Raw genomic sequence first — 23,705 nt, 5'->3', positions numbered from 1 at the left:
GTTTTTGAGAGTTAGGAGTGAGGAGTTAGGAGTTAGGAGTGAGGAGGGGTGGACTTATAAAAGTTATTAACTCTTAACTCTTAACTTTTAACTCCTAACTCTTAACTCTTAACTCTTAAACCAGCAGTGGTCTAAATCCATGTTTTACTGATACTCGACCAATCTGCTCCATTTTGTCTACGGTAATCTGATTCCGTCCCCACGAAAAGTTCGTGTATAACTTCTCAAATTCCAGCAGCATTGATTCGGCAAAACAAGCAAACAACTGGCGGCCTGGTACGTCCATATTGACGATTTTCATAATTTTCCAGTCAATATCCAGGGAATGCTCTACAATCCCACCATTTAACACGTATACACCAGGATGCTGAACTTTTGTCGCTAAGTTTTTCGGATAGCCACCATCAATCAACAAACAGGGTTGTTTCAAAGTGGTAGGGTCGATTTCCACGCCTTTGGGCATACTGGCAACCCAAACTACAATATCAGCTTGGGGCAGTGCTTCTGTCAAACCCATGATTTTTCCCCGTCCTATTTCGTCTTGCAATTCTTTCAGACGTTCTTGATTACGGGCGATCAGCAGTAGTTCTTTGACATCTGTTTTCGCATCTAGCCAGCGTGTAACTGCACTACCAATATCTCCAGTTGCCCCACATATAGCAACAGTCGCCTTTGACATTTCAATTCCCAGTTGTTTTGATGCTTCTTCCACCTGCTTACAAATAATGTAGGCAGTATGTGTGTTTCCGGTGGTGAAGCGCTCAAACTCTAGTTTAATGTTGCGGACTTGGCTAAACTGCTCTAACTTAAAGTTTTCAAAAATAATTGAGGAAAATCCGCCTAAAGCTGTGATGTTAATACCTTGCTTTTGTGCAACGGCCATGGCATTAAGGACTTTGCGTGTTGCGGCTTTGATGCGCCTAGTAGCCAACATCTCTGGCAAAAAGCAAGATTCTACATACCGTCCTTCAATTTTTTGCCCAGTTACACTGGTGACCATAAAAGTCTCAACAATTAGCGGCGGGGCGCTGCACCAAAAGTCTAGCCCTTGAGCGGCATATTCTGGGTATCCCAATTCTTGAGCTACCGCTTGAGCGTGTTCTAAACTAGTCAGATGTCCAATTAGACCAAACATGTAGTGATTATTAGGCTTATGCTGTCTTGAGCGCGTGGAAATTTTGTAGAGTTAGGAGTTGGGAGTTAGGAGTTAGGAGTTAAGAGTAAGGCTCATAATTTCTCACTCCTAACTGTTTTAAGCGGCTATGAGTCCGTAGGCTGATAAGCGCATAATATCGCGAGTTGTAAAACCAATGTTACTCAATGCTTCACCGTACTGAATCATAAAGTCTTCTACCAAAGCATCTTTTTCCATTGCCATTGTGTGGGCATCACCCTCTACTTTGTTGAGCATTTTCCAGACTATGGGTAGGTTCTGGCGGTTTGCAAGTTCAAGTTCAGCTTTCGATTCTGTAAAGTGTTCTTTCAACCACACTTCTCCAAAGCTGAGGTGGCTATATTCTTCTTTTACTACTCCTTCGGTAATTTTGCGGGCGAAATCGTCGGCGACGGGGATGTAAATGTTATATGCTGCGATCGCAAAACATTCAATAATCAAAGACTGAATCAACAGACAAGTAACTACCTTGCCTTCTGCGGCGGCTGTTTGGAAATTTTGGTGTAGTCCAGAGAAAAACTCTTTGGCAAATTCCAAATCTGGGGTGACTTTCAGATTGCGCCCACAAGCTTCAAATCCTTTCTTGTGGCGGCTTTCCATCTTGGAGAGGCGAATTAATTCATCATGAGATTCTGGCAGCAGTTGGCCTAGTGTGATGTAATTCTCATAGGCTTCTTGTTCCCCTTCAATCACGATGGCATTAATCCGGCTATAAGCATCTTTGTACGTTTCGCTCTGGAAATCTAATTCTTTAACTTCGTCTGTAAGCTGCTGCATGGTATGTTTACTCCTCTAAACCGGAATTATTTGACACTAGGATTCAATTTACCCTATGAACTGAGGGTAACAATCACTGTGGTTTAATTTAACTTAACAAGTAATTATATTTATAGATTAACTGTTGGTGGGGGCGATGCTCTAGTCCTAGCGAAACAAATGCTTTGCAGCTTAAGTTATGTCTAAACCAAACCCGAATCTGAAATCTGGCGATTTTTTGAGCCTAGTAGTCTTACTGCTAGGGGCATTTATCGTTCTACTACCCTTGTTTGTGGTGTTTCTTACCTCCTTTGCACCAACCGCCGCCAGCCCAGAAAGTTTGTTCAAAAATAACTGGTCTTTAGCTAATTACCGCGTTGCATGGCAACAGGGAAGGTTTTTGCTAGCGTTTGCTAATTCTACCTTGGTAGCGATCGCTGTGACGGCGTTTCAGGTTGTCACTTCGGCTTTGGCGGGTTACGCCCTCGCACGGCTGAAGTTTCGCGGACGCCAAGCACTGCTATTAGTCGTTTTAGCAACCTTAGTGATTCCCTTTCAGTTATTGGTGATTCCCATCTTTTTGGTTTTGAAGTGGGGACACCTGATAAATACATACTGGGCGCTCATTTTACCCACTGCGGTTAACGGATTTGGGATTTTCTTGTTACGTCAGTATTTCCAGACAATTCCCGTAGAGTTAGAGGAAGCCGCAGCGATAGATGGGGCGAACCGACTGCAAATTTTGTGGCGGGTGATGTTACCTTTAGCCCGTCCGGCGTTGGTGACGCTGTTTTTATTCACCTTCATCGGCGAGTGGAATGATTTGTTTAAGCCTTTGGTGTTTACCACCCGACCGGAATTAAGGACAGTACAACTGGCGTTGGCTGAGTTTCAAGAGCAATTTACGAATAATTGGCCTTTGATGATGGCGGCGGTGACTATAACAACAGTTCCAGTGATGGTATTATTTCTCATCGGTCAGCGTCAGTTTATTCAGGGTATTGCTGCGACGGGAATTAAGAATTAGTGGAGAAGCTGTCCGAATTTGAGATTTTGATCAAGTACGAGGAATTAACGACAACAAATTGTGTCATAACGACAGATTTGATTTTCTGTCTGCATGAGAAACATGAACTAGGTAATATTACAGCAGATTTCAGATAAATCAAGTACATATCTAAAACCCAAAACCTTGTAGAGACGTAGCAGTGCTACGTCTCTACGTGTATTCGATTAGAGCGCAATCTGCTGTAAGGTTTTAACCTGTTGGCTTATCCAAACCGTAAGCAGAGTATGAACCGATCAGTAAGCTAGATTCATGAATGCTTTCAGCAAATCCAGCATAAATATATGAAGTTTTGTTACACAATGCGTAATTATAACTAGCCAAGCTGAAGTCATAATTATGGGAGTTCGCAAGAGCTTTAGAAACCTAATGCTGTCGTGCCACTCTCAACTCTGTATCCTTGATTCCTTAGTTACCAAACTGTACTAATGGAAGTTAGCTTAAATTAGTACATCACAAGATAAGTTCACACATTTACCAGTCTACAAGGAGAGCAAAATTCATGGAATCTCAAACACTACAGCCAACAGTTATAGATGCTCAAACATTACAACAGTTAGAAGACGAAATTAAGAACGAATTAACTAACATTCTCAATAACTCTAATTTCGGCGAACTACTCAAAAAACACGGCATATCAGGACAAAATATTTTAAAAGTTCAGTGCTTGCTCGATTCAACTCAAATCCAAGTTAGTGATGCTGATGATAATCAGCAAGCCAATAATTTTTCGCAAGCAATTCAAGAAGAAAAAACAACCTTTATAACAGTTTCAGCAAGTGTTTTTTGTAACCCTTGCCCAGTACCTGGCCATCCTGGTGGCTGCTGGGTAAATTAGATATAACTAACTCCCATCTAGTGATGCTGGTGAGGGTAAGCAAGGCAGATAATTTTCATAAACAATTTTGCAACAGTCAACAATGCTAGTGAAATTGTGACAGTGAACCCCTTGTCTGCTACCTCACTATCTTCAATACTTGTATCACTCATCCTCCTAGCAGAGCTTCTCTAGTGAGTAAGAAAATGCTAATTATTCACTTATTAGCTAGGCTATAGAGATCACGTTGCCCGATCATTGGTTTTAATAATTTAGATTTACGCACTAGACAAATTAATGATGGTTTGCTTTGATCAAAGTAGATCGTTTCCGGCTTTGATTCATCATTACTTTGATAGTAAATATATCTGCGTTGTAGGGGTTTAGCATTGCTAAACCCCTACAACGCAGATAGGGTCTTTTACACCGCACATATTTCGTATTTTCTGTCAATGCCTAAGTCTTATAATTAGCCCTTTCAAGGTGGTGAAATTTGGAACCAAGATTGGTTATTTCAATCTTCAAAAAGCCCAAAATCTGAGCGGATAACTCATGATGATCACACTAAAACAACGTATCTTCGTTTGTCACCTTGAAAGGGCTAGTCTTATAATTAATCAACAGTATTTCACTACTAAATCATTCTTTCTCAGGTGCAAATTTTATTATGTCTCAAAACAGCAGAGTTTGGTGCTGGCAATTAAGTCTAATGAGTTCTTTAGCAATTACTGGAACATTGGTCTTATCTGAGTATTGTGCCTTTGCACAGACTAAAGAGATTAAAGAGGATGTCACTCTCGGAAGTAACAGTTCAATCGTTACACGCAAGCTGATTAATGGTCAACCTACTGACCAAATTGATGGTGGGGCAATTTATGGTAGAAACTTATTTCACAGTTTTGAACAGTTTTCTGTTCTCGCTGGCAATACAGCCTACTTTAACAATGGGGGAAATATTGATAACATCGTCGCCCGCGTAACGGGCAAGTCTATTTCTAATATTAATGGCATACTTCGAGCCAACTATGCAGCCAACCTCTTTCTAATTAATTCCAACGGGATTGTTTTTGGTCCCAATGCTTCTTTAAACATCGGCGGTTCATTTGTGGCAAGTACGGCGAGTAGTCTGAACTTTGCCGACGGTACTAAATTTAGTGCCACAGATCCCCAAACCACACCCCTTCTGACAGTCAGTGTTCCCGTTGGCTTACAATTTGGAGCTACACCAGGAACCATCCGCAATCAATCCCAAGCAAGTCCAGTTGGCGCAATCAATGCCTTGCAAGCGCCTGTTGGTTTACAAGTGAAGCCAGATAAAACCTTAGCACTTGTAGGCGGCGATCTGGTGCTGGAGGGAGGAAATTTAACAGCAGAGGGAGGACGAATAGAGTTAGGAAGTGTTGCTCTGAATAGTCTGGTTAACATGAAGCAAATAGACCAAGGTTGGGACTTGGGATACGAAAGTGTAAAAAATTTCCAGGATATCCAAATAATTTCGCGAGATGAAATCCCTTCTTATGTAGATGTCAGTGGCGGGGGTGGAGCTAATATTCTGGTGGAAGGCAGGCGCGTGTTGTTAACTGGTTATTCACAGCTTTTTGCTAATAGCCTAAGCGCGGAACTAGCAGCAAATTTGACGGTTACTGCCTCAGATACTGTAGAACTAATCGGTGGTACTCCTTTGAGGGTTGGGATTGATCGTCAAGGAGGTGCTGGAAACTTAACTATCAACACTAGCAAGTTGATTGTCAGTAATGGGGCACAAGTATTGCTTGATACCTCTCTCTCCGATTCGCTGGCACAATTGACCGTGAACGCCTCTGATTCTGTGGAACTAATCGGTGGTTTATCCTTTCCAGTCTCCACTTTTTTCCCCAATGGTGGTTTTATAAGTAGCGGATTGTTTAGCGCAACTTATGATGTGGGAAATGCTGGTAACATCACGATTAATACTCAGAGGTTAAGTATCCAGCAAGGGGCACAGGTATCAACACAGTCTGCTGGACTTATGGTTGAGAACCTATTTAAACCCGCTACGGGACAAGGAGGGAATTTGACTGTGAACGCCTCCAAGTCCATAGAATTAACTGGAACTTCACCAGACGGTAATACCCTTAGTAGCTTGTCTGCTTTAACTACTGGTTCTGGTTCTGCTGGAAATTTGGAGATCACAACGGGGCAATTGATTGTCCGAGATGGAGCTGCAATAAGTGTGAGTAGTGAAGTTCAAAAGGATGTCAAGTATCAAGGGGGTGTACCCAATTTAGGGAAAGCAGGTGAACTGAATATAAGCACTGGCTCTATACTTCTAGACAAAGGAACACTCACATCTAATAGTCAGTCAGGTGAAGGCGGGGATATTACGCTACAGGTGCGGGACTTATTAATGATGCGCCACAACAGTCAAGTATCTACTAATGCCGGTGGTGATAATACTGGCGGTAATATTACCATCAATGCACCTAATGGCTTCCTTGTTGCCACTCCCCTCGAAAATAACGATATTACTGCCAACGCCAACTTTGGCTCTGGTGGTAAAATCACAATTACCGCTAAGAACATTTTTGGGTTTGTGCCTCGCACTCGTGCAGATGTAGAAAAGCTTGATCTAACAGGCGAAATCAATCCGAATAACCTGCCAACAAGTGACATCACGGCATTTTCTCAGCAAAACCCTTCATTAAATGGCACTGTACGAATCAACTCACCAGATGCTGACCCTAGTAAAGGATTAGTGGCATTGCCCGCAAATGTGGTTGACGCTTCGCAGCAAATTGTTGCTAGTTGTAGTTCTGGTGGAAAAATAGCAAGAAGTTCATTTATTACCACTGGGCGTGGAGGACTAGTAGCAGATCCCACGCAGCCATTGATAGCTGAAGATGCGGTGCTGGCAGATTGGATCACACTCTCTCCAGAGAGTCAGAATCGTGCTGGCGGTATTCAGAAAAGAGCGCTTGCTCAGGCACAGCGAAACACAGAAGAAAAATCACAGAAAGTTAATTCTGTCAATGAACCTACTCAAATTGTAGAAGCCCAAGGGTGGGTTATAGATGCCAATGGGAATGTAGTTCTGGTTGCTCAAGTACCCACTGCTTCGCCCCATAACTCCTCGCTCACCGCTACATCTTGCGCTGCTCATTAGAATTTGAGCAGCGAATTCCATTCGCGGCTACACAAGCAAAGTCCGCCTCCACGGAAATCATGAAAAATTGAGGTTTGAAACCCACAAAGATAGGTTTTGCCTGTGTAGACTAACAGACGCGATTAATCGCGTCTCTCCAAACTCCCCACCTCCTAACTCGTCTCCTGAATTTGCAAACGAATAGTGTGTTCAGTTGCACCACTAAGTTTCAATTCCATAATTTCACCACCCAGAGGTTCCAAGCAAGTGAGGAGCGATCGCAAGTTGGGTGTACTTGCGCCAGTATCCACATATAATCGATCTGCTAAATTACCGATCCGTTTCCAAGTCATGTACAATTTAGCGATGGTTTGTTCGATTTGCGATGCTTGATTGACCAAATCAGCCGCAATGCTCAAACAGCCGACTCTTTGCGCTTCTTCTAAGGCTGTTTCAATATCAACATCTTCCTGCGTTAGCGCCTGAACTTGAGCCGCCCCTTTGAGATATTTCGCCAAGTTACGCGCTTCGGTAGTTACCTGTTTCAATGTATCCACATCAGGATTGGCAGCTATTTCCTTTTGGATAAACTTTTGATGCGATTCTGGCAGTTTTTCCATTTCCTTCACCAATGGGGCGATGTAGCGTGGGGGAAGGGTGTTATCTGCGGCTTTTTCTTTAACTGCTTCGGGTAATAAATCTGAGGACATGGCTGTCCATTCATCACTGAGTTGACGGACTTCGCGCCTGGTGATGCGATCGCCTTTTTGGGCGGCTTCACTCACCATCTGTTGCACTTCTGGAGAAGCTTTGGAGGTTTCGACAAATGCCCGTTTGCTGAAGTTGTTCACAGATCCGGGGTCAAGTTTACCGTCTTCAATCAGACTATCGGCACTATTGGCCAGTTGAATCCAGGAGTATGCTTGACTTTTGCTGATTTCCCGCTCTTTTAGCCATCGCAAAAAGCCAGTACCACGTCCGTCACCACCGACTTTCTCTCTGTCGCGGATAGCGCGTAAGATTCGCCCCCGCCAGATTTCAGTTTGCAAATCAAAGCGATCGCATACCTGCCAAGCTATTTCTAGCTGCTGTTGAAAATCTGACTCTAGAATCTGTTCATCTTCTGGATCGGGCAGTTCAAAGCTGATATCTGCTGGCTGTAGTAGAGCAGCAGCAAGGTCGTTGATGGAGTCGGTGTCTTGCACGATTGATGACTAACGAGTGGATGCGATCGGCTTATTATGCCACAATCTGTGGACTCCCACTTAAGGGGGAGTACGGTATTTTGAGTTACAACAAATATAGTAGGGAGGGGTAAACCACCTTTGTAAAGTCTTTAATTAATCAGAGAGAATAAAAATAAAACGATGAACCAGGTAGACTACCTCCGCATTAGCTTAATCGATCGCTGCAATTTTCGTTGTCAGTACTGTATGCCAGAGGGAGTAGAACTGGACTATATTCTCAAGCAAATGTTGTTGAGTGATCAGGAACTACTCACTTTAATTCGAGAAGTATTTATTCCAGTCGGCTTTACCCGATTTCGCTTGACTGGGGGTGAACCCTTATTGCGTCCCCATGTAGTAGATTTGGTAGGCGCGATCGCAACTCTCCCCCAAACTCAAGATATCTCAATGACCACGAACGGTTTTTTGCTGGCTCCGATGGCACAAAACCTCTACAATGCTGGGCTGCGACGAATTAATATTAGTCTGGACTCTCTTGATCCTGACATTTTTGATCAAATTATTGGTAATCAAGGGCGTTCTCGTTGGCAACAAGTTTGGCATGGCATACAAGCTGCCTATCACGTCGGATTCAACCCTCTGAAGCTGAATGTGGTGGTGATTCCTGGCGTTAATGACCACGAAATTCTCGATTTAGCCGCCCTCACAATTGACAAACAATGGCACGTTAGATTTATTGAATTTATGCCTATTGGTAATGTGCATTTGTTTGGCGATCGCGGTTGGGTATCTTCAGCCGATTTACGGCAACAAATTCGCGATCGCTGGGGCTTGACAGAATCTCAAGTTTGTGGTGCTGGTCCTGCTGATGTTTTTCAAATTCCCGGTGCGAAGGGGACACTAGGATTTATTAGTCAAATGTCGGAATGTTTTTGCGATCGTTGTAACCGGATGCGCCTGAGTGCTGATGGCTGGCTGCGTCCCTGTTTATTGAATGAAACTGGTCAAATAGATTTAAAAACTGCCCTACGTTCTGGTGTCAGCACCGCTCAATTACAAGAACAGGTCAGACATTTACTCGGAATCAAACCAGAAATTAACTTTAAAGGGCGCGATTCTGGGATTTCAGGTGCATATACCCGCACCATGTCGCAAATTGGCGGATAATCATTGGTCATTTGTCCTTGGCAAATAACTAGGGACAAATGACTAAGGACAAATGACTATTACGCTTGTCGTGAGTAGTATTCCACCACAAGCAGTTCATTAACTTGTAGTGCCACCCATTCGCGTTCAATAACGCTGTTGACTTTGCCAACCAACTTATTTTTGTCAAACTCCAGATGACTGGGGAGGTTTGCCAAACCGGGATATTGCAAGTTAGCTTCCACCAACTTCCGGGATTGTGCCCGATCTCTGACCGCAATTACTTCACCAGGACGGCATTGATAGCTGGCAATGTTTACCACACGACCGTTAACAGTTACGTGACCGTGATTTACCAGTTGACGAGCGGATGGAATAGTTGGGGCTATACCCAAGCGGAAAACCGTATTATCCAAGCGCATTTCTAGCAATTGCAGCAGCACTTGTCCGGTAGAACCAGTAACACGTCTGGCTTTCCGCACATAGCGGAGCAATTGCTTTTCAGTCAAACCGTAGTTGAAGCGGAGCTTTTGCTTTTCTTCTAGACGGATAGCATACTCAGAGCGCTTCTTGCGGTTCTGACCATGCATACCAGGCGGGTAAGCGCGTCTAGCGCTTTTACGAGTCAATCCTGGTAAGTCGCCCAAGCGACGGACAATTCTGAGGCGTGGTCCTCTATATCGGGACATGAGTTTCCTTAATCTAATCCTGTTTAAACTTTACACAGACATTCCATTTTGACATTCACCTGATGATCAATCAGAGGATTCTTGGTTTTGTGAGGCTGCTTACCTTGGTATGACGTATCATACCAATGTAGAGGCATCAACTTCTGCGCCAGTTGTTTTAAGTCGGTAGAGCCGACGCACTGGCTTCCAAGCTTGAATTCCGACGTGCCCCGCCGTACTCCTGCCAATAAGTTTTTTGTGTTTATTTAGTTTCGTAGGCTACTCAATCATCAGATTGGTTTACGCAGTATTCTTACTCTGAAATACTTTTTACGTTGCCTACTTATCTTTCAAACAGTTATATTAACACAATTTTCGACATAACTAATTATATCTACACTTTACTACCGCCGAAATTCTTTGATTACAGAGGATTTTTAAGAGATTTGAGTTAGCATAACTTTGGGTGTTTGGAGAATGGCAATGTCAATGAGCAAAAAAGTGGTTAATAAAGGTAAGAACAAACAAGGCAGTTCGACATCCAGGATTTTAACAGTACCAATTTTGGCTGTAGCTGGATGGTTGACAACAATCTTCCCGAATGTGGCAGTTGCTGCGTCCTACAGTAATGATTATAGTGTCTGTGCGGGTAGCCTTGTGAAGGCGGGTGTCACAGCAGAAGCGGCATCACAAGGTTGTGCAAAGGCACTGCATCCAAGAGATTTGGCTGCTTGCGTGGTTAAAATTGAGAAGCAGACCCAAATTGCCGCCACAGATGCGCTTTCTTCTTGTGGCAAGGCCCGCCGCCCTGAAGAATTAGCCACCTGTGTAGTCGGCGTTAGCTCAAGTACTAAGGAAGCAGTTAATCCGGCAGCTTTAGATTATTGTGGTCGTAGTTTGTTGCCTGTGCGCTTTGGTCAGTGTGTGGTTGGCTTGCGTAGTCAAATCGACCTTCCTCCTACCCAGGTTTTGGATACTTGTATTGATGCTAGTGACAGCGTAATCGGTGCTTCATCTTCCTCTACACCGCCGACTATAATTCCTGCGGGATCAAGTCCAAGTATCGAGACTACCCCATTTCCAACGCAACCGGTTGTGCCAACGCAGCCGATTGTTCCATCACAGCCACGCACTAATTAATCTGAAGCGATACTAGACAAGGGGCTTAAGCCCCTTGTTAAAGATAGACAAACTTCCGCTACATATTTCAGCTGTTACGTATACAACTTGCATTAGGGACTGACAAATAAAAAAACATCCCAAATTTTTTGTGGGATGGGTGTCCCCACCTGTCCCAGATTTAGAGCGCTCATGTTGTCCACCCCACAAAATGGATAATTTATTTCTTGTCAGTCCCTTATCAGGTTGGGCAAGATACCATTGGTATCAAGTTAAGAAAAATAGAATCTTGTCAAGTGGGTAAAACTTTCCCCCTCATATCAGTCACCTCCCTCGTCTAGATATATGGACAGGTGAACCGAAAGGTTCTACAATTTGACTGATTGCGGTAAATTTACCTATTGCCCAATCCATATAAGCATAGTAAAGATTTTCTAGTGATTGCGCTTAATTGCAGAATCACTAAATTAATATAAGAAAGTCTTTAAGTAAGGGCAGCAAAGAAATGGATGTAAAGCTGATTCTAGCTGGATTAACAGTTATCTTTACGCTTTCGTGCTTATTTTTTGGCACGAAAAATGGATTCTATGATTCAGATAACTATCACGGTAATGGTTCCGCACATTGATATAAGTCTGTAGATACTTGGGCGACTTCCCGTAGGGTGAGTTGGCTAAGATAGCTCAGAACTTGCATAGGGAAAATAAACAAGAGCTAAAGGAGTTTGGCTCCTAGCTTGATTGCTTCTCATTAGCCCACCTTTCCGAACCAGTGCGGGTTCGGTGGAGGCGTCCTCCCCAGTCAAAAATCTGTATTCTCAGGGTGTAGGGGCGCACGATAAAACTTACCCCTAAGTCACAAAACCAAAATTTTTGTAACTTTTGGCTTTTGGGATATGTCCATGATGATCAGGTTTGAGGGGAGGAGAGCATGAGGAATAATCTGTCGGCATCTTCTCGCGTAGATGCTGCGGAAGCGAGTAGTGAATTAGAATGTTTGCCCTATAGTGTCCAGCATGACAATGAGGGCATGTGTTTATTGGTGAAGATGGGACCACACCGCATTCTGTTAGATTGTGGTTTGGAGGATATTTCATCGCTGGCTAAGGGGCTTACTAAGTCGCTACCAGCAGATTTAGTTTTGATTAGTCACGCCCACCCAGATCACGCCAGAGGTTTACTGGCACTGCATAAAGCTTTTCCCAAGTTACCTATTTATGGTAGTGAAGTAACTAGCAAGTTACTGCCTCTGAATTGGCTAGACGAAGACGCTGAGGAGATTTCTAAATTTTGCCATGCCTTGCCATTGCGATCGCCTGTGGAATTGCAAGATGGTCTAGTGGCAGAATTATTTCCCGCAGGGCATCTACCAGGGGCAGTAGCAATTCTGCTTACCTACACCACCCAGCAGCGTACTTACAAGCTACTGTATACAGGTGACTTTTTTCTATCCAACTCCCGGCTAGTAGAAGGTTTGCGTTTAGAGGAACTGCGGGGCTTAGACTTGGATGTGCTAATTATTGAAGGTAGTTATGGCACATCCCGTCATCCTCACCGCCGCAACCAAGAAAATCAACTAGCCGAGCGAATTAATCGCGCCATCGCTGATCATTGTTCTGTAATCCTTCCCACCCCGGCTTTAGGATTGGGTCAAGAATTATTAATGCTTTTGCGATCGCATCACCACTTCACCGGACGAGATTTAGATATCTGGGTAGATGGTGCTGTCGCCACTGGCTGTGATGCATATCTAGAACTGTTACCCCATCTCCCTCCATCCGTGCAGAACTTCGCCCGCCATCAACCCTTATTTTGGGATGAACGGGTGCGTCCCCGCGTGCGTCGTTTACAATCAGAACATCGTCCCACAGTGGGTAAGTCACCTTGTATTGTCCTCACTGACTCGACATCTGATTTAGGTGAACATTGCCAATTAGACACTGGACCTTGGCTGATTCTCCTACCAGAAAAAATTGATATAAAAGTTAACAAAGAATATTTAGCACCCACTACTGTTGAAAGCTATCTCTTAGCTCAACATAGTGATGGACCTGGTACTACGCAGCTTATTCATAATTTGCGTCCCCAGCACGTCATTTTTGTCCACGGTTCGCCTGCTTACTTGGCAGACTTGACTAGCTTAGAGGAGTTGCAAAACCGCTACCATGTACATTCCCCGGCGGCTGACACTTTAGTAGAACTGCCGATCGGCGATACGTTTTTACAACCAGCAGCGCCAGAGACTAACTACGAAGGGGAACTGACAGAGTTGGGAACAGTAATCACAATCACCCTAGCTGATGTGATTACTGCTGATCCGCGTTGGCGGCAATTTGCTGATACTGGTTTGATTGAAGCTCGTTGGCAAGGGGAAGAATTAGTATTAAGGGGATTGTCTCAACGAGAACTGCTCAACCAAAATAGCGATCGCTATACATGGACAGATGTAGACTGTTGTGGTACCTGCCGGCATCAAAGGGGGCAGAGGTGTTGGAACCCAGCTTCCCCGTTGTATAACTTTAAGGTAACTCTCGAAGGTTACTGTCCTGCCTTTGAAGGTCTAAATGATAGTCAATAGTCATCAGTCCGATGCCCTTTGTCATTTTTAACTAATGACTAATGACTAATGACCCTTACGGGTGATGCCTCCGGTACGCCAGGGGCGAACGCCAGTCGCTCATGGGGGAAACCCCCAAAACCGCGCTGGCTCACCAATGACCAATGACTAATTATTCAGGATTCGAGTCAGTGTAACGGTTGTGGATGCGCTCTGCTTCGGGACAATCTTCAGTCATCAGAGGTTCCACATTCCCGCGTGGTACTGAAGCCAATTTTTGGGTTACAGCACCAATGCTCTCAAGGCGAACCATTTCTTCCCAAGAACAAACTTCGTCCTCTTCTTCTGTTTCATAGCGTAGGGTCACTAAATCTCCCTCTATGTCTATGATGCGGGCGCGTTCAATCCAGCGTTGCTGGTCCCGCAAGAAAACACATACCTCGCGCCCATCGCAACACAGTTGATAAATCTTGCGGTGTAGCATGTATTGTTTCTGCCTTTTTAAACAACGTAGTTAAACCTGTCAAAATCTGGGTTCTACCCCATTACATTACACCTTTAAGAGGTTAATTTCACTGTTCAGAACAACTACGCTTCATTACTCAATCCCAAGATTTACTTCTAGTTGTCAAAATATCGGGAAATGTTGGGTGATCAATAAATCGTTGCTCTCGCAATGAACTTAATCTCCTTCCGGCTCGTTCTAGGGAATGTTTGCTTTATAGAAGTCAAACAATTCGGTACCTGTCCTAACCAGGTTCATATTCGTTGCTGAGTCATTCTTACCATTATGTAATAAAGAATACTCCAAAATAATCGTTGATTGCGGTTGTTTAACTTGCCTACTTTTAGTCATTGGCATTACTGGGAAGTCTGGGGACTTGGCTTTAGTTTTACCCACTTGTATCTGATCTTAACTCATTCTCTTGCTGACCTTCATGGTTTTCAGCAACAACACCCAAAGAGTTTTGAGTTTTTAAGGTTTTTGCCTGCTCATGACTAAGAAAAAGTTGACGGAGTAGGGAAAGAGGCAGAGGGGAAAGACCATGAGGAAATTTGCCTCTGCTTCTGCTGTGGTAATCTTAAGAGGATTTATTGGGTAGGGGAAATTCCATAAGCACGTTCGACGAGGATGCTTCTCGTTTAATTTTACCTGCGCGAACTGCATCGTATAGGGCTGCGATGTCTGGCAAATCCTCTGACTGATAGCATTTAGTGGCTAGCACTTGCTGGAGTAAACCCTCAGATTCAACACTAAGACATCCAGTTTGGAAAGCAGATTCAACGAGTGTGCGAATCATCTTGATTAGGGCAGGGTAAACAATTTATTATGTCAAGTGTGGAACATTTTTCTCTGCTTTTAATTGATATAGAACGTTAGTATCATGTGATTATAGTTACACGATATTAGTGATTTCTATCACACAAATCAACCAATATATTAGCTATGTGTGCATCTATCCAGGAATATACTTATATAAGTAAATACAAAATTATTCAGTATTAATATTTACAAGCTAGATGATTTAACAATATTAAAGATGTCAAAAAACTTTTAGGCAAGCATCCAAAAAATATAGTTAAACATGGGCAATCAAGCAAAAAACTGGCGGAAATCTTCATCCTTTTGACTTAATTGCACCCAATCTAGTTTTAAGGACTGGAATTTTTGCACCAAGCGATCGCAAGCTGGGCGTTCGGTAGCGTAATGTCCAGCATCGATTAAAATGAGATTGCGGTCGCGGCTTTCTTGAAATTGATGAAATTTACAGTCAGAAGTCAGATAAGCTTGGGCACCAGTTTTGGCGACGGCTGAGATGTAACTAGCCCCCGAACCACCCAAAACGGCAACTTGTGAGATTTTTTGCTGTAAATCAGTACTTGGGGAAAAAATCAAATTAGGGGGAGCAAGTCGGGTTTGAATGGTGGCGAGTAATTCCTGTAATGTCAGAAATGGCTCTAGCAAACCAACACGACCATATCCTAATCCTCCTTGTGTAGGTACTATGGGAGTAACTTCTTTGAGTTCTAAAATCTGAGCCAAAACGTCAGCAGTCCCATCCTGCACTTGGTCGAAATTGGTGTGGGCGCTGTAAATACCAATATTTTGGGTAAAGGCTAACCTTACCATTTCGGCGATCGCTTCACCAGTGCGTAAAGATTTGAGAGGATTAAAAATTAAAGGATGATGGGCAAATATCAGATTAGCATCAAGAGCGATCGCTTCCTGCATTACCGCCAAAGTTGGTGTCAAACACACCAAAACCCGTGCTTTTTCTTGTAAAACTCCTGGCTCAATCTGCCAGCCACAATTGTCCCAGCTTTCACACCAAGCGGGATTTGCCCATACTTCAAACCAAGTAATTAAATCGGCAATTTTCATAATTATTTTCTTCAGCAATTTTTAATTGCTAATCAGTGTCTCTGTGGTTGAATATCTAATTTTAATGCTAATTGCTGACGCATTTCTTGGAAAGGTTTGTTCCATACAGGGCTAGCATTCCAGTTCCATGCTGCTACTGGAATAAGTTGTTCTTCAGCAAGATAAGTTAGCAGACGGTATTCATCTTCTGGTTCACGAGAAAAGGTAAAGGGGTTGCGGTAGCCCGTCTCACACAGTTTATAAGATATAACCTGACCATGATTAATACGTTGTAAAAGTTCTTTACCTTTAGCGAGCAAATAATCAAAAAAAACTAGACTAAAAGGTTCTATATGTGCGCGATTTTGTGGCTCTTTTTGTACCCATCTTGCCCAGTCAAATCCATACATAAAATCATGAACATAACGGAAGCGCATTTCCGTTTTATTTCCGAACATCTTCGTCAGACAAACCATCTTTTCACCAAAAACTTTTAAGAATGGAACAGCGCCCTCATCTGCAATTAAAGCCTGTCTCAGCATACTACTTACAAAAAAATCAAAATCCCAGAAGATGTTTTCTGGGAAGTTTTGCAACTGAGTACGAACTATGCTTTCGAGAGTTTGTTGAATGCTTGTGATAACTTGAACATCGGTGTTTTGTTCACCAATTAAATTTCCCAATTCTGCAAAGCTGGTAATTAATGTCTTTTGGGGACTGAGTGACAATAAATTAACAGACTGCTGGTTAAGGATCTCATCAATAAATTGAAAAGTATGAGTGGATGTCAGTTTTTGCTTCATAGTAATCTAAATACCCCAGAAAACCTACACTAAATATTAGTGTAAATCGGATTTAGTAGATCATTTAATAATTATAAATAAACTTAACTTTTAAAAATAAAACTTGAGAAATATCTATCCAGATATGTGAATAATCAATTCTCTAGAATGACTACTTTGCCGATGTTCCCAAATATAAATTCCCTGCCAAGTTCCCAGTACGAGATGACCACGATTAATGGGGATATGTTCAGAAGTGTGGGTGAGTGCGGTACGAATGTGTGCCGGCATATCATCTGCTCCTTCTGCATCGTGGATGTATTTGCCTGATTCTGGAACAAGTTTTGCCATAAAGTTAGCTAAATCCACAAGAACATCAGGATCAGCATTTTCTTGGATGACTAAGCTAGCTGAAGTATGGCGTAAAAATAAAGTACAAAGACCAGTTTCAACTCCCGATTCTGCAACTGCGGCTTGAATTTTTGCAGTGATGTTGTAAAAAGATTTGCCAGTGGTAGAAATTTTTAGTAACTTTTGGTAGTGAGTCATTTAAAACAGTAATTATTGATGACAGTAAAAGATAATTAGCAGTTCAATCTGCTTGATTTGGTTGTTGTTCTGCCGTTGGTTGATTGCTTGACTGAGTATGTCTTCTCTTAAAGAGGCTTAACACCGCATTTACAGAATCTTTGAGAAAATCGGGGATGATAGGTGTGTTAGGCAGATTGTGAGACAAAGCTGTAATGTTAGCCATATCTGGCTCTGGCAGTTGTAAACTTTCTTTAGAGGATGTTGTATCGTCTTGGTTGGTATTCATAGTTTTTGTAGTTCAGGAATGAAATAAACTGTTACTTGATGTAACAAGGCAATAAAGGCGATCCCAGCAGTCACAAAAGTAGCATACCTCAAGGATTGAGAAATATCCTCTACTTGCTTCTGATTTTCATTATAAGTCTCTCTCAAGTTAACTAACATCTGTGACTGGTATTCTTGAGGTGAAAACTTCAAATATTTATTCTGAAAATCGTCAGTTTGTAGGTTGGGAGTGACAAAAAATTTGCGTGGTAATAAAGCCCGTATTAGTAGCATAAAGTTGAAAAGCAGTAACAATATTTCTACTATACTGAAAAGACTAAATATTGTAATCAGTCTAGATATTGTTAGAAAACTTAATAATGCAGTGTTTGTGACAAATAAGATGTTCATCTGAGTGATTAAAACTTGACGTTCTTCCTTTTGCCTTTCAATTACTCGACGCACGTCTTGGGCGGCTAGTTCTAGAGTTTCTTTATCTATTATTGGAGATTCCATTATTAATTGACGTTGTGTTGAATAACTTTATTTCGTCTGTAAATAATTCATAACAGCTTTAGCGATCGCTTCATTACCATCCTTAGCAATTGGTTGAGATTGCTTTGGTGCTTGGGGTAACTCATAAAGAAAATCCCAAGTCCCTTGAAAAAACTCAGATGGAGTGATAATTTGATGCTGGTTGTAATTAGTTATACCTTCTATAATAAAAGTTGCTTCGGCAAAATCCTCACGCGGTATAGTAACAATTGGTACTCCTAATATTGTGGCTTCAGAAAAAGTACTGTAACCAGGTTTAGAGACGACTCGCGCACAAATAGGCATAAAATCTACAGGGCGGTATTTACGGTCATCAATTTTCACTAAATTAGGTAAATCAGGCGCAGATTGATCAAAGACGATAAATTGCCAATCTGGAAATCGCTGTAGGTTCTCATAAGGGATTTGCTGTAAACCCAAGCCACCAAAAGTCAACAAAATAGTTTTTTCGACTGGTGCAGTTATTCCCCAAAGAGAGCGTAAATCATCAGCAGAGTGGCGGGGAGAACCGCCTGTTAAGCCAACATCTGTGATATTGTTAAAAGCTGGCATTGGTTCGTGGAAAGGGAGACGAAACAGGCGATCGCACTTTGAGTACCAATCACTAATCCAATCTGCAATTGGGGTAAATTCACCTCCCCAATCCCGATAGATCAAGTCCCAGCCGAAGTTACTCATCATCCAGCAGGGAATATTTGCAGCTTTAGCAAACCCAGCAGCGAGGAAGGGGATATCTGCCAAGATGAGATTAACGCGATTTTGGCGGATAAAATTCACTTCTGAGGCAATCAGCGAATTTTGATGCTTTTTAATATCCAGCAACTTTTCTAAAGTCGCTACTTTATCCATTGTCAAACTATCGGTTTGCACCACACCCAAATCAAATGGACGGGGACGATAGATAAAATCGCCTTGTATATAGCACTCTAGCAACCAGCGTGGGGCAGTAGTCGCTAGAATTAGCAGAACTTCTGGACATAACTTTTGAATGGTTGCAGCTACAGATGCGGTACGGGTAGCATGACCAAATCCGTGGTTAGTTATGGGTAAGTATAAGATTGGGCGTTCCATTTTAGAGTTAGGAGTTTGGAGTTTGGAGTTTGGAGTTAAAGTTATAATCTTCAGACTGATAACTTATAACTCCTATAGCGGTTCTCAATTGCATGAAGTACAGACCTAACCCCCAGCCCCTTCCCTGCTAGCGTTGGGGAGCAAGATTCAAAGCCTCTCTCCTTTTAGGAGAGAGGTCAAAATGTATTGTATACAAACAAAAAGCCCGATGACTTTTAATTAATTTTGCAAAAATTTTGAATCGCCTCAACCAATAGGTCGATTTCCGATTCTGAAGTAAAGTAATGGACGCTGGCGCGTGTACAGCTAGGATCGGCAATTGTTCGAGTTAATATTCTTTGTGAGTCTAAAAATTGCACCAACTTAAAATGAGCTTGAGGCGGATTATTTATTAGTTGAAAAGAGACTATACCGCTTTCAGGTGGGGAAGTTCGCAAACATTTAATATCGGGTAACGCCACTAAGCGCCGCCAGAGGTACTCACTGTTATGGCAAATTTGTTCGTAACGTTCTTGTGACGTTCCCCATTCCTGGTGGATAGCGATCGCTTCCCGTAACCCAACATACAACGGATAAGCTAATGTAGACACTTCGTATCGTCGCCCATCTGGAAGCCAATCCACAGACTGCTGAGATTCACTATCAAAAACAATGCCACTAAAGCCAATAAAGGTGGGTTTCAGGCTTTCTCGTGCTTCCGGCCTGACATACAAGCCACCAGCACCCGCAGGCCCACATAACCATTTGTGACCAGTGAAAGCATAAAAATCTACTCCCAACTCAGTCAAGTTTAAAGGCAACAAACCAGCAGATTGGGCAGCATCTATCAATAGTAAAGAATGATTATTTCTGCATACTTCGACAATTTTATCAAGAGGTAAAACTTGACCAGTATTCCAGAAAACATGACTCAATATCACTAGGCGGGTATTGGGGCGTAAATCCTGGGCAATAACTTCTACCGGATCGCCCTCATTTAAAGTCGCTTTTAGGGGACAGGTGGTAACTTCTATAGCGAATCTTCGCGCGATTTCTTGTGCTGTGGCAATCACGCCTGGATGTTCGCAGTCTGAGAGTAGCAGATGGTCCCCAGCACGCCACTCAATGCCCCACATAGCGATATTACAGCCAACAGTGACATTATCTGTTAGGGTAATTGTTTCAGCTGGTGCATGGAATTCCGAAGCGATCGCTTCTCTTGTGGCTCGAGTTTGAGGTGCTATCCAGCGATACGCCTCACTACCAAAGGGGCCTATTTGCTGAATATAAGCTTGAGTTTGGGTTATAGCATCCATTGCCCTTTGGGGCATCGGTCCTTGTCCCCCATAATTGAAATAAGCCTTATTAGCTAAAGCGGGAAATTGCTCTCGATGGCTATGCAACCTGGTTTGTGCGACAGAAGTACTGGTCATAACAATTTTAGATTTTGGATTTTAGATTTGGGATTAGCATTAGTTTCTCATCCCCCTCACTCCATTATTAATTGTCTGAGTTACTCCCAGAGTGTACGAATTCTTGTTAACTTAAAAGGATGCTAATTAATGCTGAACTCCTACTGCAATACCAACGCTGTAAACGCCGGACTTTTCTAGATATCCACGGTGACAAAAGTCAGCGCGATGCTCCCAATGAGTTGCTACGGAAACTGCAACAGGATAAAATCGCTCATCAGCTGAGTGCTTTGGCACAGGTGACTTATCATCAACCAGATTATTCTTATGGAAACTGGGAAAAGGCAGAGAAGGCAACTTTAGAATTGATGCAGCGTGGGGTTGAGTACATATATAAGGGAGTGCTGTTAGCAACTTATTCTGAAGCAGACACCCTACTAAGTCGTCCAGATTTACTCGTGAAACAACCAGGACAATCTGATTTTGGAGATTGGATCTACGTCCCGGCTAATATTGAACTGGGTAAGCGCCCTAAGCAAGAATATCAGGTTGTCGCTGCATTTCATGCTCAAGTGTTGGCAATAGTGCAGGGAGTTCCACCTGAAACAGCTTCGCTCATATTGCGAACCAAAAATACAAGTTATGCGGTGGATCTGTTTAAATGGATGCCACGGATGCAGCAGATTCTAGAGGAGTTTATTCAAGTTATAGAGTTACCGAATCCGCCAGAGGTGTTTATTGCTCGACAAAAGTGTAATCTTTGCCATTGGTATAGTGAATGTTATGCGATCGCTCAATCTGAAAAACATCTCTCACTGTTACCAGGCGTAACACCCATTCGCTACACTCAACTTCAAGCCTTAGCCATCACCACACTGGAATCTCTCGCTAACACCAGTCCCAGCACCTTAGAAAACCTCCTTGGTTTTGACAGCGAGATAGCGCCCAAACTGGTAGTGCAAGCTCAATCTGCACTAGAAAAACGGCCTTTGATCTTACCATATCCGCTACCAATAAAAGATATTACATTCACAGCACCCATAGAAATTTATTTTGATATTGAAGCCCAGCCAGACTTAGATTTAGATTATCTCTTAGGGGTTTTGGTTGTTGATAGACTTGCCAACACAGAACAGTTTTATTCGTTTTTAGCAGACAAACCAGAAGACGAAGAATTAGTTTGGCAGCAATTTTTGGATTTGGTTTGGCAATATCCCGAAGCGCCAATTTATCATTTTTGTGTATACGAGTTTGATACAGTCAAACGGCTAGCAAAGCTTTATCACACCCCGAACTCCTTAGTGCGTCCTGTACTGAATCGATTTGTGGATGTGTATGAACAATTAACCCAAAGTGTAGCATTGCCCGTAGAAAGTTATGCCCTGAAAGCGATCGCTCGTTGGATAGGATTTGAGTGGCGGGAAAAAGAAGCTAGTGGTGCCAAATGTATTTACTGGTATGATCAGTGGCTAGAAACAGGCGATCGCACCTTACTAGAAATTATCCAAAGCTACAACGAAGATGACTGTCGCGCCACCCATAAAGTCAAAGATTGGCTTGTCAATTTTTTTCAAGATGAATATGGTTTGCGACTAGCTTAATGAGTTCTGAGATCGACTCCAGTCAAGTCACACTCTCCACTAGCCATTTGATACTTTTCAAACATCCTCTCAGTACTGTTTCAGTGCTATCTTGTTTATGATTTTCAAAATTTAGCAATAGCTTTCCATGCAGTTAATTAAAAAAATCTTTGTATTTCCACGAATTTTTTACTTTTTAATCCCGATTCTAATTATTACCCTCCTATTTACAAATTTCTACTCAAATGCTGTTGAAGTCAGTAGCATAGAATTTATTGGCGAAGCCACCTTACCGAAAGGTTTAATCTTTCAAAAAACTGAAGTAGGAGGTTTATCTGGAATTACTTATGATGGCAAAAACAACCTTTATTATGCTATTTCCGATGACCGGGGACAAAAAGCTGCCGCCCGTTTCTACACCCTAACAATCGACTTGAGCAAAGGTTCTCTACAAAAGGGTAAAGTTGTTCCTGTCAGTGTCACCACATTATTAAATGAAAATAAGCAAACATTTCGCCCTGGTGAAACTGATACAGAAGGTATTGCATTAACTAATAAAGCAACTGTATTTATTTCTTCTGAAGGCGATGTAGCCAAATTAATTAATCCCTTTATTAAAGAGTTTTCACTATCTTCTGGCAGAGAAATTAAAACACTTCCCATCCCAAACAAATTTTTGCCAGATAAAAATGGTCAAAAAGGTATCCGCAACAATTTAGCTTTTGAAAGCCTCACCATCACACCCGATCAAAAGCATCTATTCACAGCCACAGAAAATGCTCTAATTCAAGATGGTGTCGCAGCTAAACCTAACGTCGGTAGTCCTTGCCGGATTTTGCAATACAACTTGCTCAATAACCAGCCAGAAAAGGAATTTCTTTACCAAACTGAACCAGTTAGACCATTTTTGAATGTGACTGGCAAATTCGCTAGTGGATTACCTGATTTGCTTGCTCTCGATAATCAAGGACACTTCCTAAGTTTAGAACGGTCTTTTACTGGTTTAGGATTTGCTATTTCTCTATTTCAGGTTTCTTTAGAAGGAGCCGATGATATTCATCAGGTAGACAGCCTTTTAGCGGTTGACTCCAAAAATATTAAACCAGTTCAGAAAAAACTGTTGTTAGATTTGAGAACCCTAAACGTACTGCTAGACAACATCGAAGGCTTAACTCTTGGCCCTAAACTACCCGATGGACAGCAATCATTAATTCTCGTCAGTGATAACAATTTCAACTCCCTGCAACGCAACCAGATACTAGCTTTTAAGATTAAAATTGAAACTCCGCTAATTAGATTATTACGTCGCTTACTCCCAAATCTTAACCATTAATTGCGATCGCGCCTTTACTGCTATTTACTTGTTTCTACTTATTCCTGTGTATTCACGTAATTTACTAGGTAACTTTATCTAGCCTAATTGTAGTTTCCGTGTAATTTCTCAACCGTGATCTTTAATAAATATGTTACACAATATTTAGGAGCTTCTGTAGAGAGATTAAGCATAATTACAGTAGGTGATCAGTCTTCTCCAAGTTCTGATACTTTTTAGATTTAAA

At 42.3% G+C, this 23,705-nt stretch carries 21 protein-coding genes; 8 read left to right on the top strand and 13 right to left on the bottom strand.

Going from position 1 to position 23,705, the window contains the following annotated elements; genetic code table 11:
- Positions 1 to 115: 115 nt before the first annotated feature.
- Together V7K50_RS06330 and V7K50_RS06325 are read right to left on the bottom strand one after the other, a co-directional pair.
- Positions 116 to 1,135, bottom strand: a complete 1,020-nt coding sequence (locus V7K50_RS06330) for a long-chain acyl-[acyl-carrier-protein] reductase (RefSeq protein WP_334958235.1) — start codon at positions 1,133 to 1,135, stop codon at positions 116 to 118.
- Positions 1,136 to 1,252: 117 nt separating this feature from the next.
- On the bottom strand, positions 1,253 to 1,951 hold the full coding sequence (locus tag V7K50_RS06325) for an aldehyde oxygenase (deformylating) (protein ID WP_334958233.1): 699 nt from the start codon (positions 1,949 to 1,951) through the stop codon (positions 1,253 to 1,255).
- A gap of 178 nt (positions 1,952 to 2,129) precedes the next feature.
- Here V7K50_RS06325 and V7K50_RS06320 point away from each other — a divergent pair, with 178 nt between their 5' ends.
- The 3 genes from V7K50_RS06320 (at position 2,130) to V7K50_RS06310 (ending at position 6,955) form a co-directional block, all read left to right on the top strand.
- Entirely contained in the window at positions 2,130 to 2,957 is an 828-nt protein-coding gene (locus V7K50_RS06320) for a carbohydrate ABC transporter permease (protein ID WP_334958231.1), read from the top strand.
- A 541-nt stretch (positions 2,958 to 3,498) separates the two neighbouring features.
- The gene (locus V7K50_RS06315; RefSeq protein ID WP_334958229.1) at positions 3,499 to 3,834 is read left to right on the top strand and encodes a hypothetical protein; all 336 of its coding nucleotides are present in this window, start codon (positions 3,499 to 3,501) and stop codon (positions 3,832 to 3,834) included.
- A 646-nt stretch (positions 3,835 to 4,480) separates the two neighbouring features.
- Positions 4,481 to 6,955 carry a two-partner secretion domain-containing protein gene (locus V7K50_RS06310; protein WP_334958227.1) on the top strand — a complete coding sequence of 825 codons (2,475 nt, stop codon included), beginning with the start codon at positions 4,481 to 4,483 and terminating at the stop codon, positions 6,953 to 6,955.
- Positions 6,956 to 7,107: 152 nt separating this feature from the next.
- On the opposite strand, the gene V7K50_RS06305 is transcribed toward V7K50_RS06310, so the two are convergent.
- Positions 7,108 to 8,139 (bottom strand): hypothetical protein, encoded by a 1,032-nt coding sequence (locus V7K50_RS06305; protein ID WP_334804773.1) that lies wholly within the window; start codon positions 8,137 to 8,139, stop codon positions 7,108 to 7,110.
- 162 nt (positions 8,140 to 8,301) lie between these two features.
- Here V7K50_RS06305 and moaA point away from each other — a divergent pair, with 162 nt between their 5' ends.
- Positions 8,302 to 9,288: a GTP 3',8-cyclase MoaA gene (gene moaA / locus V7K50_RS06300; protein WP_334958225.1), complete on the top strand. Its 987-nt coding sequence runs from the start codon at positions 8,302 to 8,304 to the stop codon at positions 9,286 to 9,288.
- 59 nt (positions 9,289 to 9,347) lie between these two features.
- Here moaA and rpsD read toward each other — a convergent pair whose 3' ends face one another.
- Positions 9,348 to 9,956, bottom strand: coding sequence for a 30S ribosomal protein S4 (gene rpsD / locus V7K50_RS06295; RefSeq protein ID WP_334958223.1), 609 nt, complete (start codon positions 9,954 to 9,956; stop codon positions 9,348 to 9,350).
- 462 nt (positions 9,957 to 10,418) lie between these two features.
- Between rpsD and V7K50_RS06290 the strand changes: the two genes are divergently transcribed.
- Entirely contained in the window at positions 10,419 to 11,075 is a 657-nt protein-coding gene (locus V7K50_RS06290) for a hypothetical protein (RefSeq protein WP_334958221.1), read from the top strand.
- 909 nt (positions 11,076 to 11,984) lie between these two features.
- Entirely contained in the window at positions 11,985 to 13,631 is a 1,647-nt protein-coding gene (locus V7K50_RS06285) for an MBL fold metallo-hydrolase (RefSeq protein ID WP_334958219.1), read from the top strand.
- A 151-nt stretch (positions 13,632 to 13,782) separates the two neighbouring features.
- Here V7K50_RS06285 and V7K50_RS06280 read toward each other — a convergent pair whose 3' ends face one another.
- The 9 genes from V7K50_RS06280 to V7K50_RS06240 all read right to left on the bottom strand — a co-directional run bounded on the left by V7K50_RS06280 (position 13,783) and on the right by V7K50_RS06240 (position 20,587).
- Positions 13,783 to 14,094: a DUF6679 family protein gene (locus V7K50_RS06280; RefSeq protein WP_012408115.1), complete on the bottom strand. Its 312-nt coding sequence runs from the start codon at positions 14,092 to 14,094 to the stop codon at positions 13,783 to 13,785.
- A gap of 598 nt (positions 14,095 to 14,692) precedes the next feature.
- Positions 14,693 to 14,911 (bottom strand): hypothetical protein, encoded by a 219-nt coding sequence (locus V7K50_RS06275; protein WP_334958217.1) that lies wholly within the window; start codon positions 14,909 to 14,911, stop codon positions 14,693 to 14,695.
- A 293-nt stretch (positions 14,912 to 15,204) separates the two neighbouring features.
- Entirely contained in the window at positions 15,205 to 15,993 is a 789-nt protein-coding gene (locus V7K50_RS06270) for a Nif3-like dinuclear metal center hexameric protein (RefSeq protein ID WP_334958215.1), read from the bottom strand.
- 32 nt (positions 15,994 to 16,025) lie between these two features.
- Complete coding sequence (locus V7K50_RS06265) at positions 16,026 to 16,775, bottom strand: hypothetical protein (protein ID WP_334958213.1); 750 nt, start codon at positions 16,773 to 16,775, stop codon at positions 16,026 to 16,028.
- Between the two features lie 114 nt (positions 16,776 to 16,889).
- The gene (locus V7K50_RS06260) at positions 16,890 to 17,303 is read right to left on the bottom strand and encodes a secondary thiamine-phosphate synthase enzyme YjbQ (protein ID WP_334958211.1); all 414 of its coding nucleotides are present in this window, start codon (positions 17,301 to 17,303) and stop codon (positions 16,890 to 16,892) included.
- Between the two features lie 43 nt (positions 17,304 to 17,346).
- On the bottom strand, positions 17,347 to 17,571 hold the full coding sequence (locus V7K50_RS06255) for a hypothetical protein (RefSeq protein WP_334958209.1): 225 nt from the start codon (positions 17,569 to 17,571) through the stop codon (positions 17,347 to 17,349).
- A complete protein-coding gene (locus tag V7K50_RS06250; protein ID WP_334958208.1) occupies positions 17,568 to 18,065 on the bottom strand; it encodes a hypothetical protein in 498 nt (165 codons plus the stop codon). Before V7K50_RS06250 ends, V7K50_RS06255 begins: the two co-directional genes overlap by 4 nt.
- 27 nt (positions 18,066 to 18,092) lie before the next feature.
- Positions 18,093 to 19,175 carry a glycosyl transferase gene (locus V7K50_RS06245; RefSeq protein ID WP_334958206.1) on the bottom strand — a complete coding sequence of 361 codons (1,083 nt, stop codon included), beginning with the start codon at positions 19,173 to 19,175 and terminating at the stop codon, positions 18,093 to 18,095.
- 215 nt (positions 19,176 to 19,390) lie between these two features.
- Complete coding sequence (locus tag V7K50_RS06240; RefSeq protein ID WP_334958204.1) at positions 19,391 to 20,587, bottom strand: aminotransferase class V-fold PLP-dependent enzyme; 1,197 nt, start codon at positions 20,585 to 20,587, stop codon at positions 19,391 to 19,393.
- 119 nt (positions 20,588 to 20,706) lie between these two features.
- Between V7K50_RS06240 and V7K50_RS06235 the strand changes: the two genes are divergently transcribed.
- The gene (locus V7K50_RS06235; protein WP_334958203.1) at positions 20,707 to 22,167 is read left to right on the top strand and encodes a TM0106 family RecB-like putative nuclease; all 1,461 of its coding nucleotides are present in this window, start codon (positions 20,707 to 20,709) and stop codon (positions 22,165 to 22,167) included.
- A gap of 127 nt (positions 22,168 to 22,294) precedes the next feature.
- The gene (locus tag V7K50_RS06230) at positions 22,295 to 23,479 is read left to right on the top strand and encodes an esterase-like activity of phytase family protein (protein WP_334958201.1); all 1,185 of its coding nucleotides are present in this window, start codon (positions 22,295 to 22,297) and stop codon (positions 23,477 to 23,479) included.
- The last annotated feature ends 226 nt before the right edge of the window (positions 23,480 to 23,705 follow it).

It is taken from the genome of Nostoc sp. (genome assembly GCF_036917135.1).
GTDB lineage: Bacteria > Cyanobacteriota > Cyanobacteriia > Cyanobacteriales > Nostocaceae > Nostoc.
This window is presented reverse-complemented; position numbering and strand designations above follow the sequence as displayed.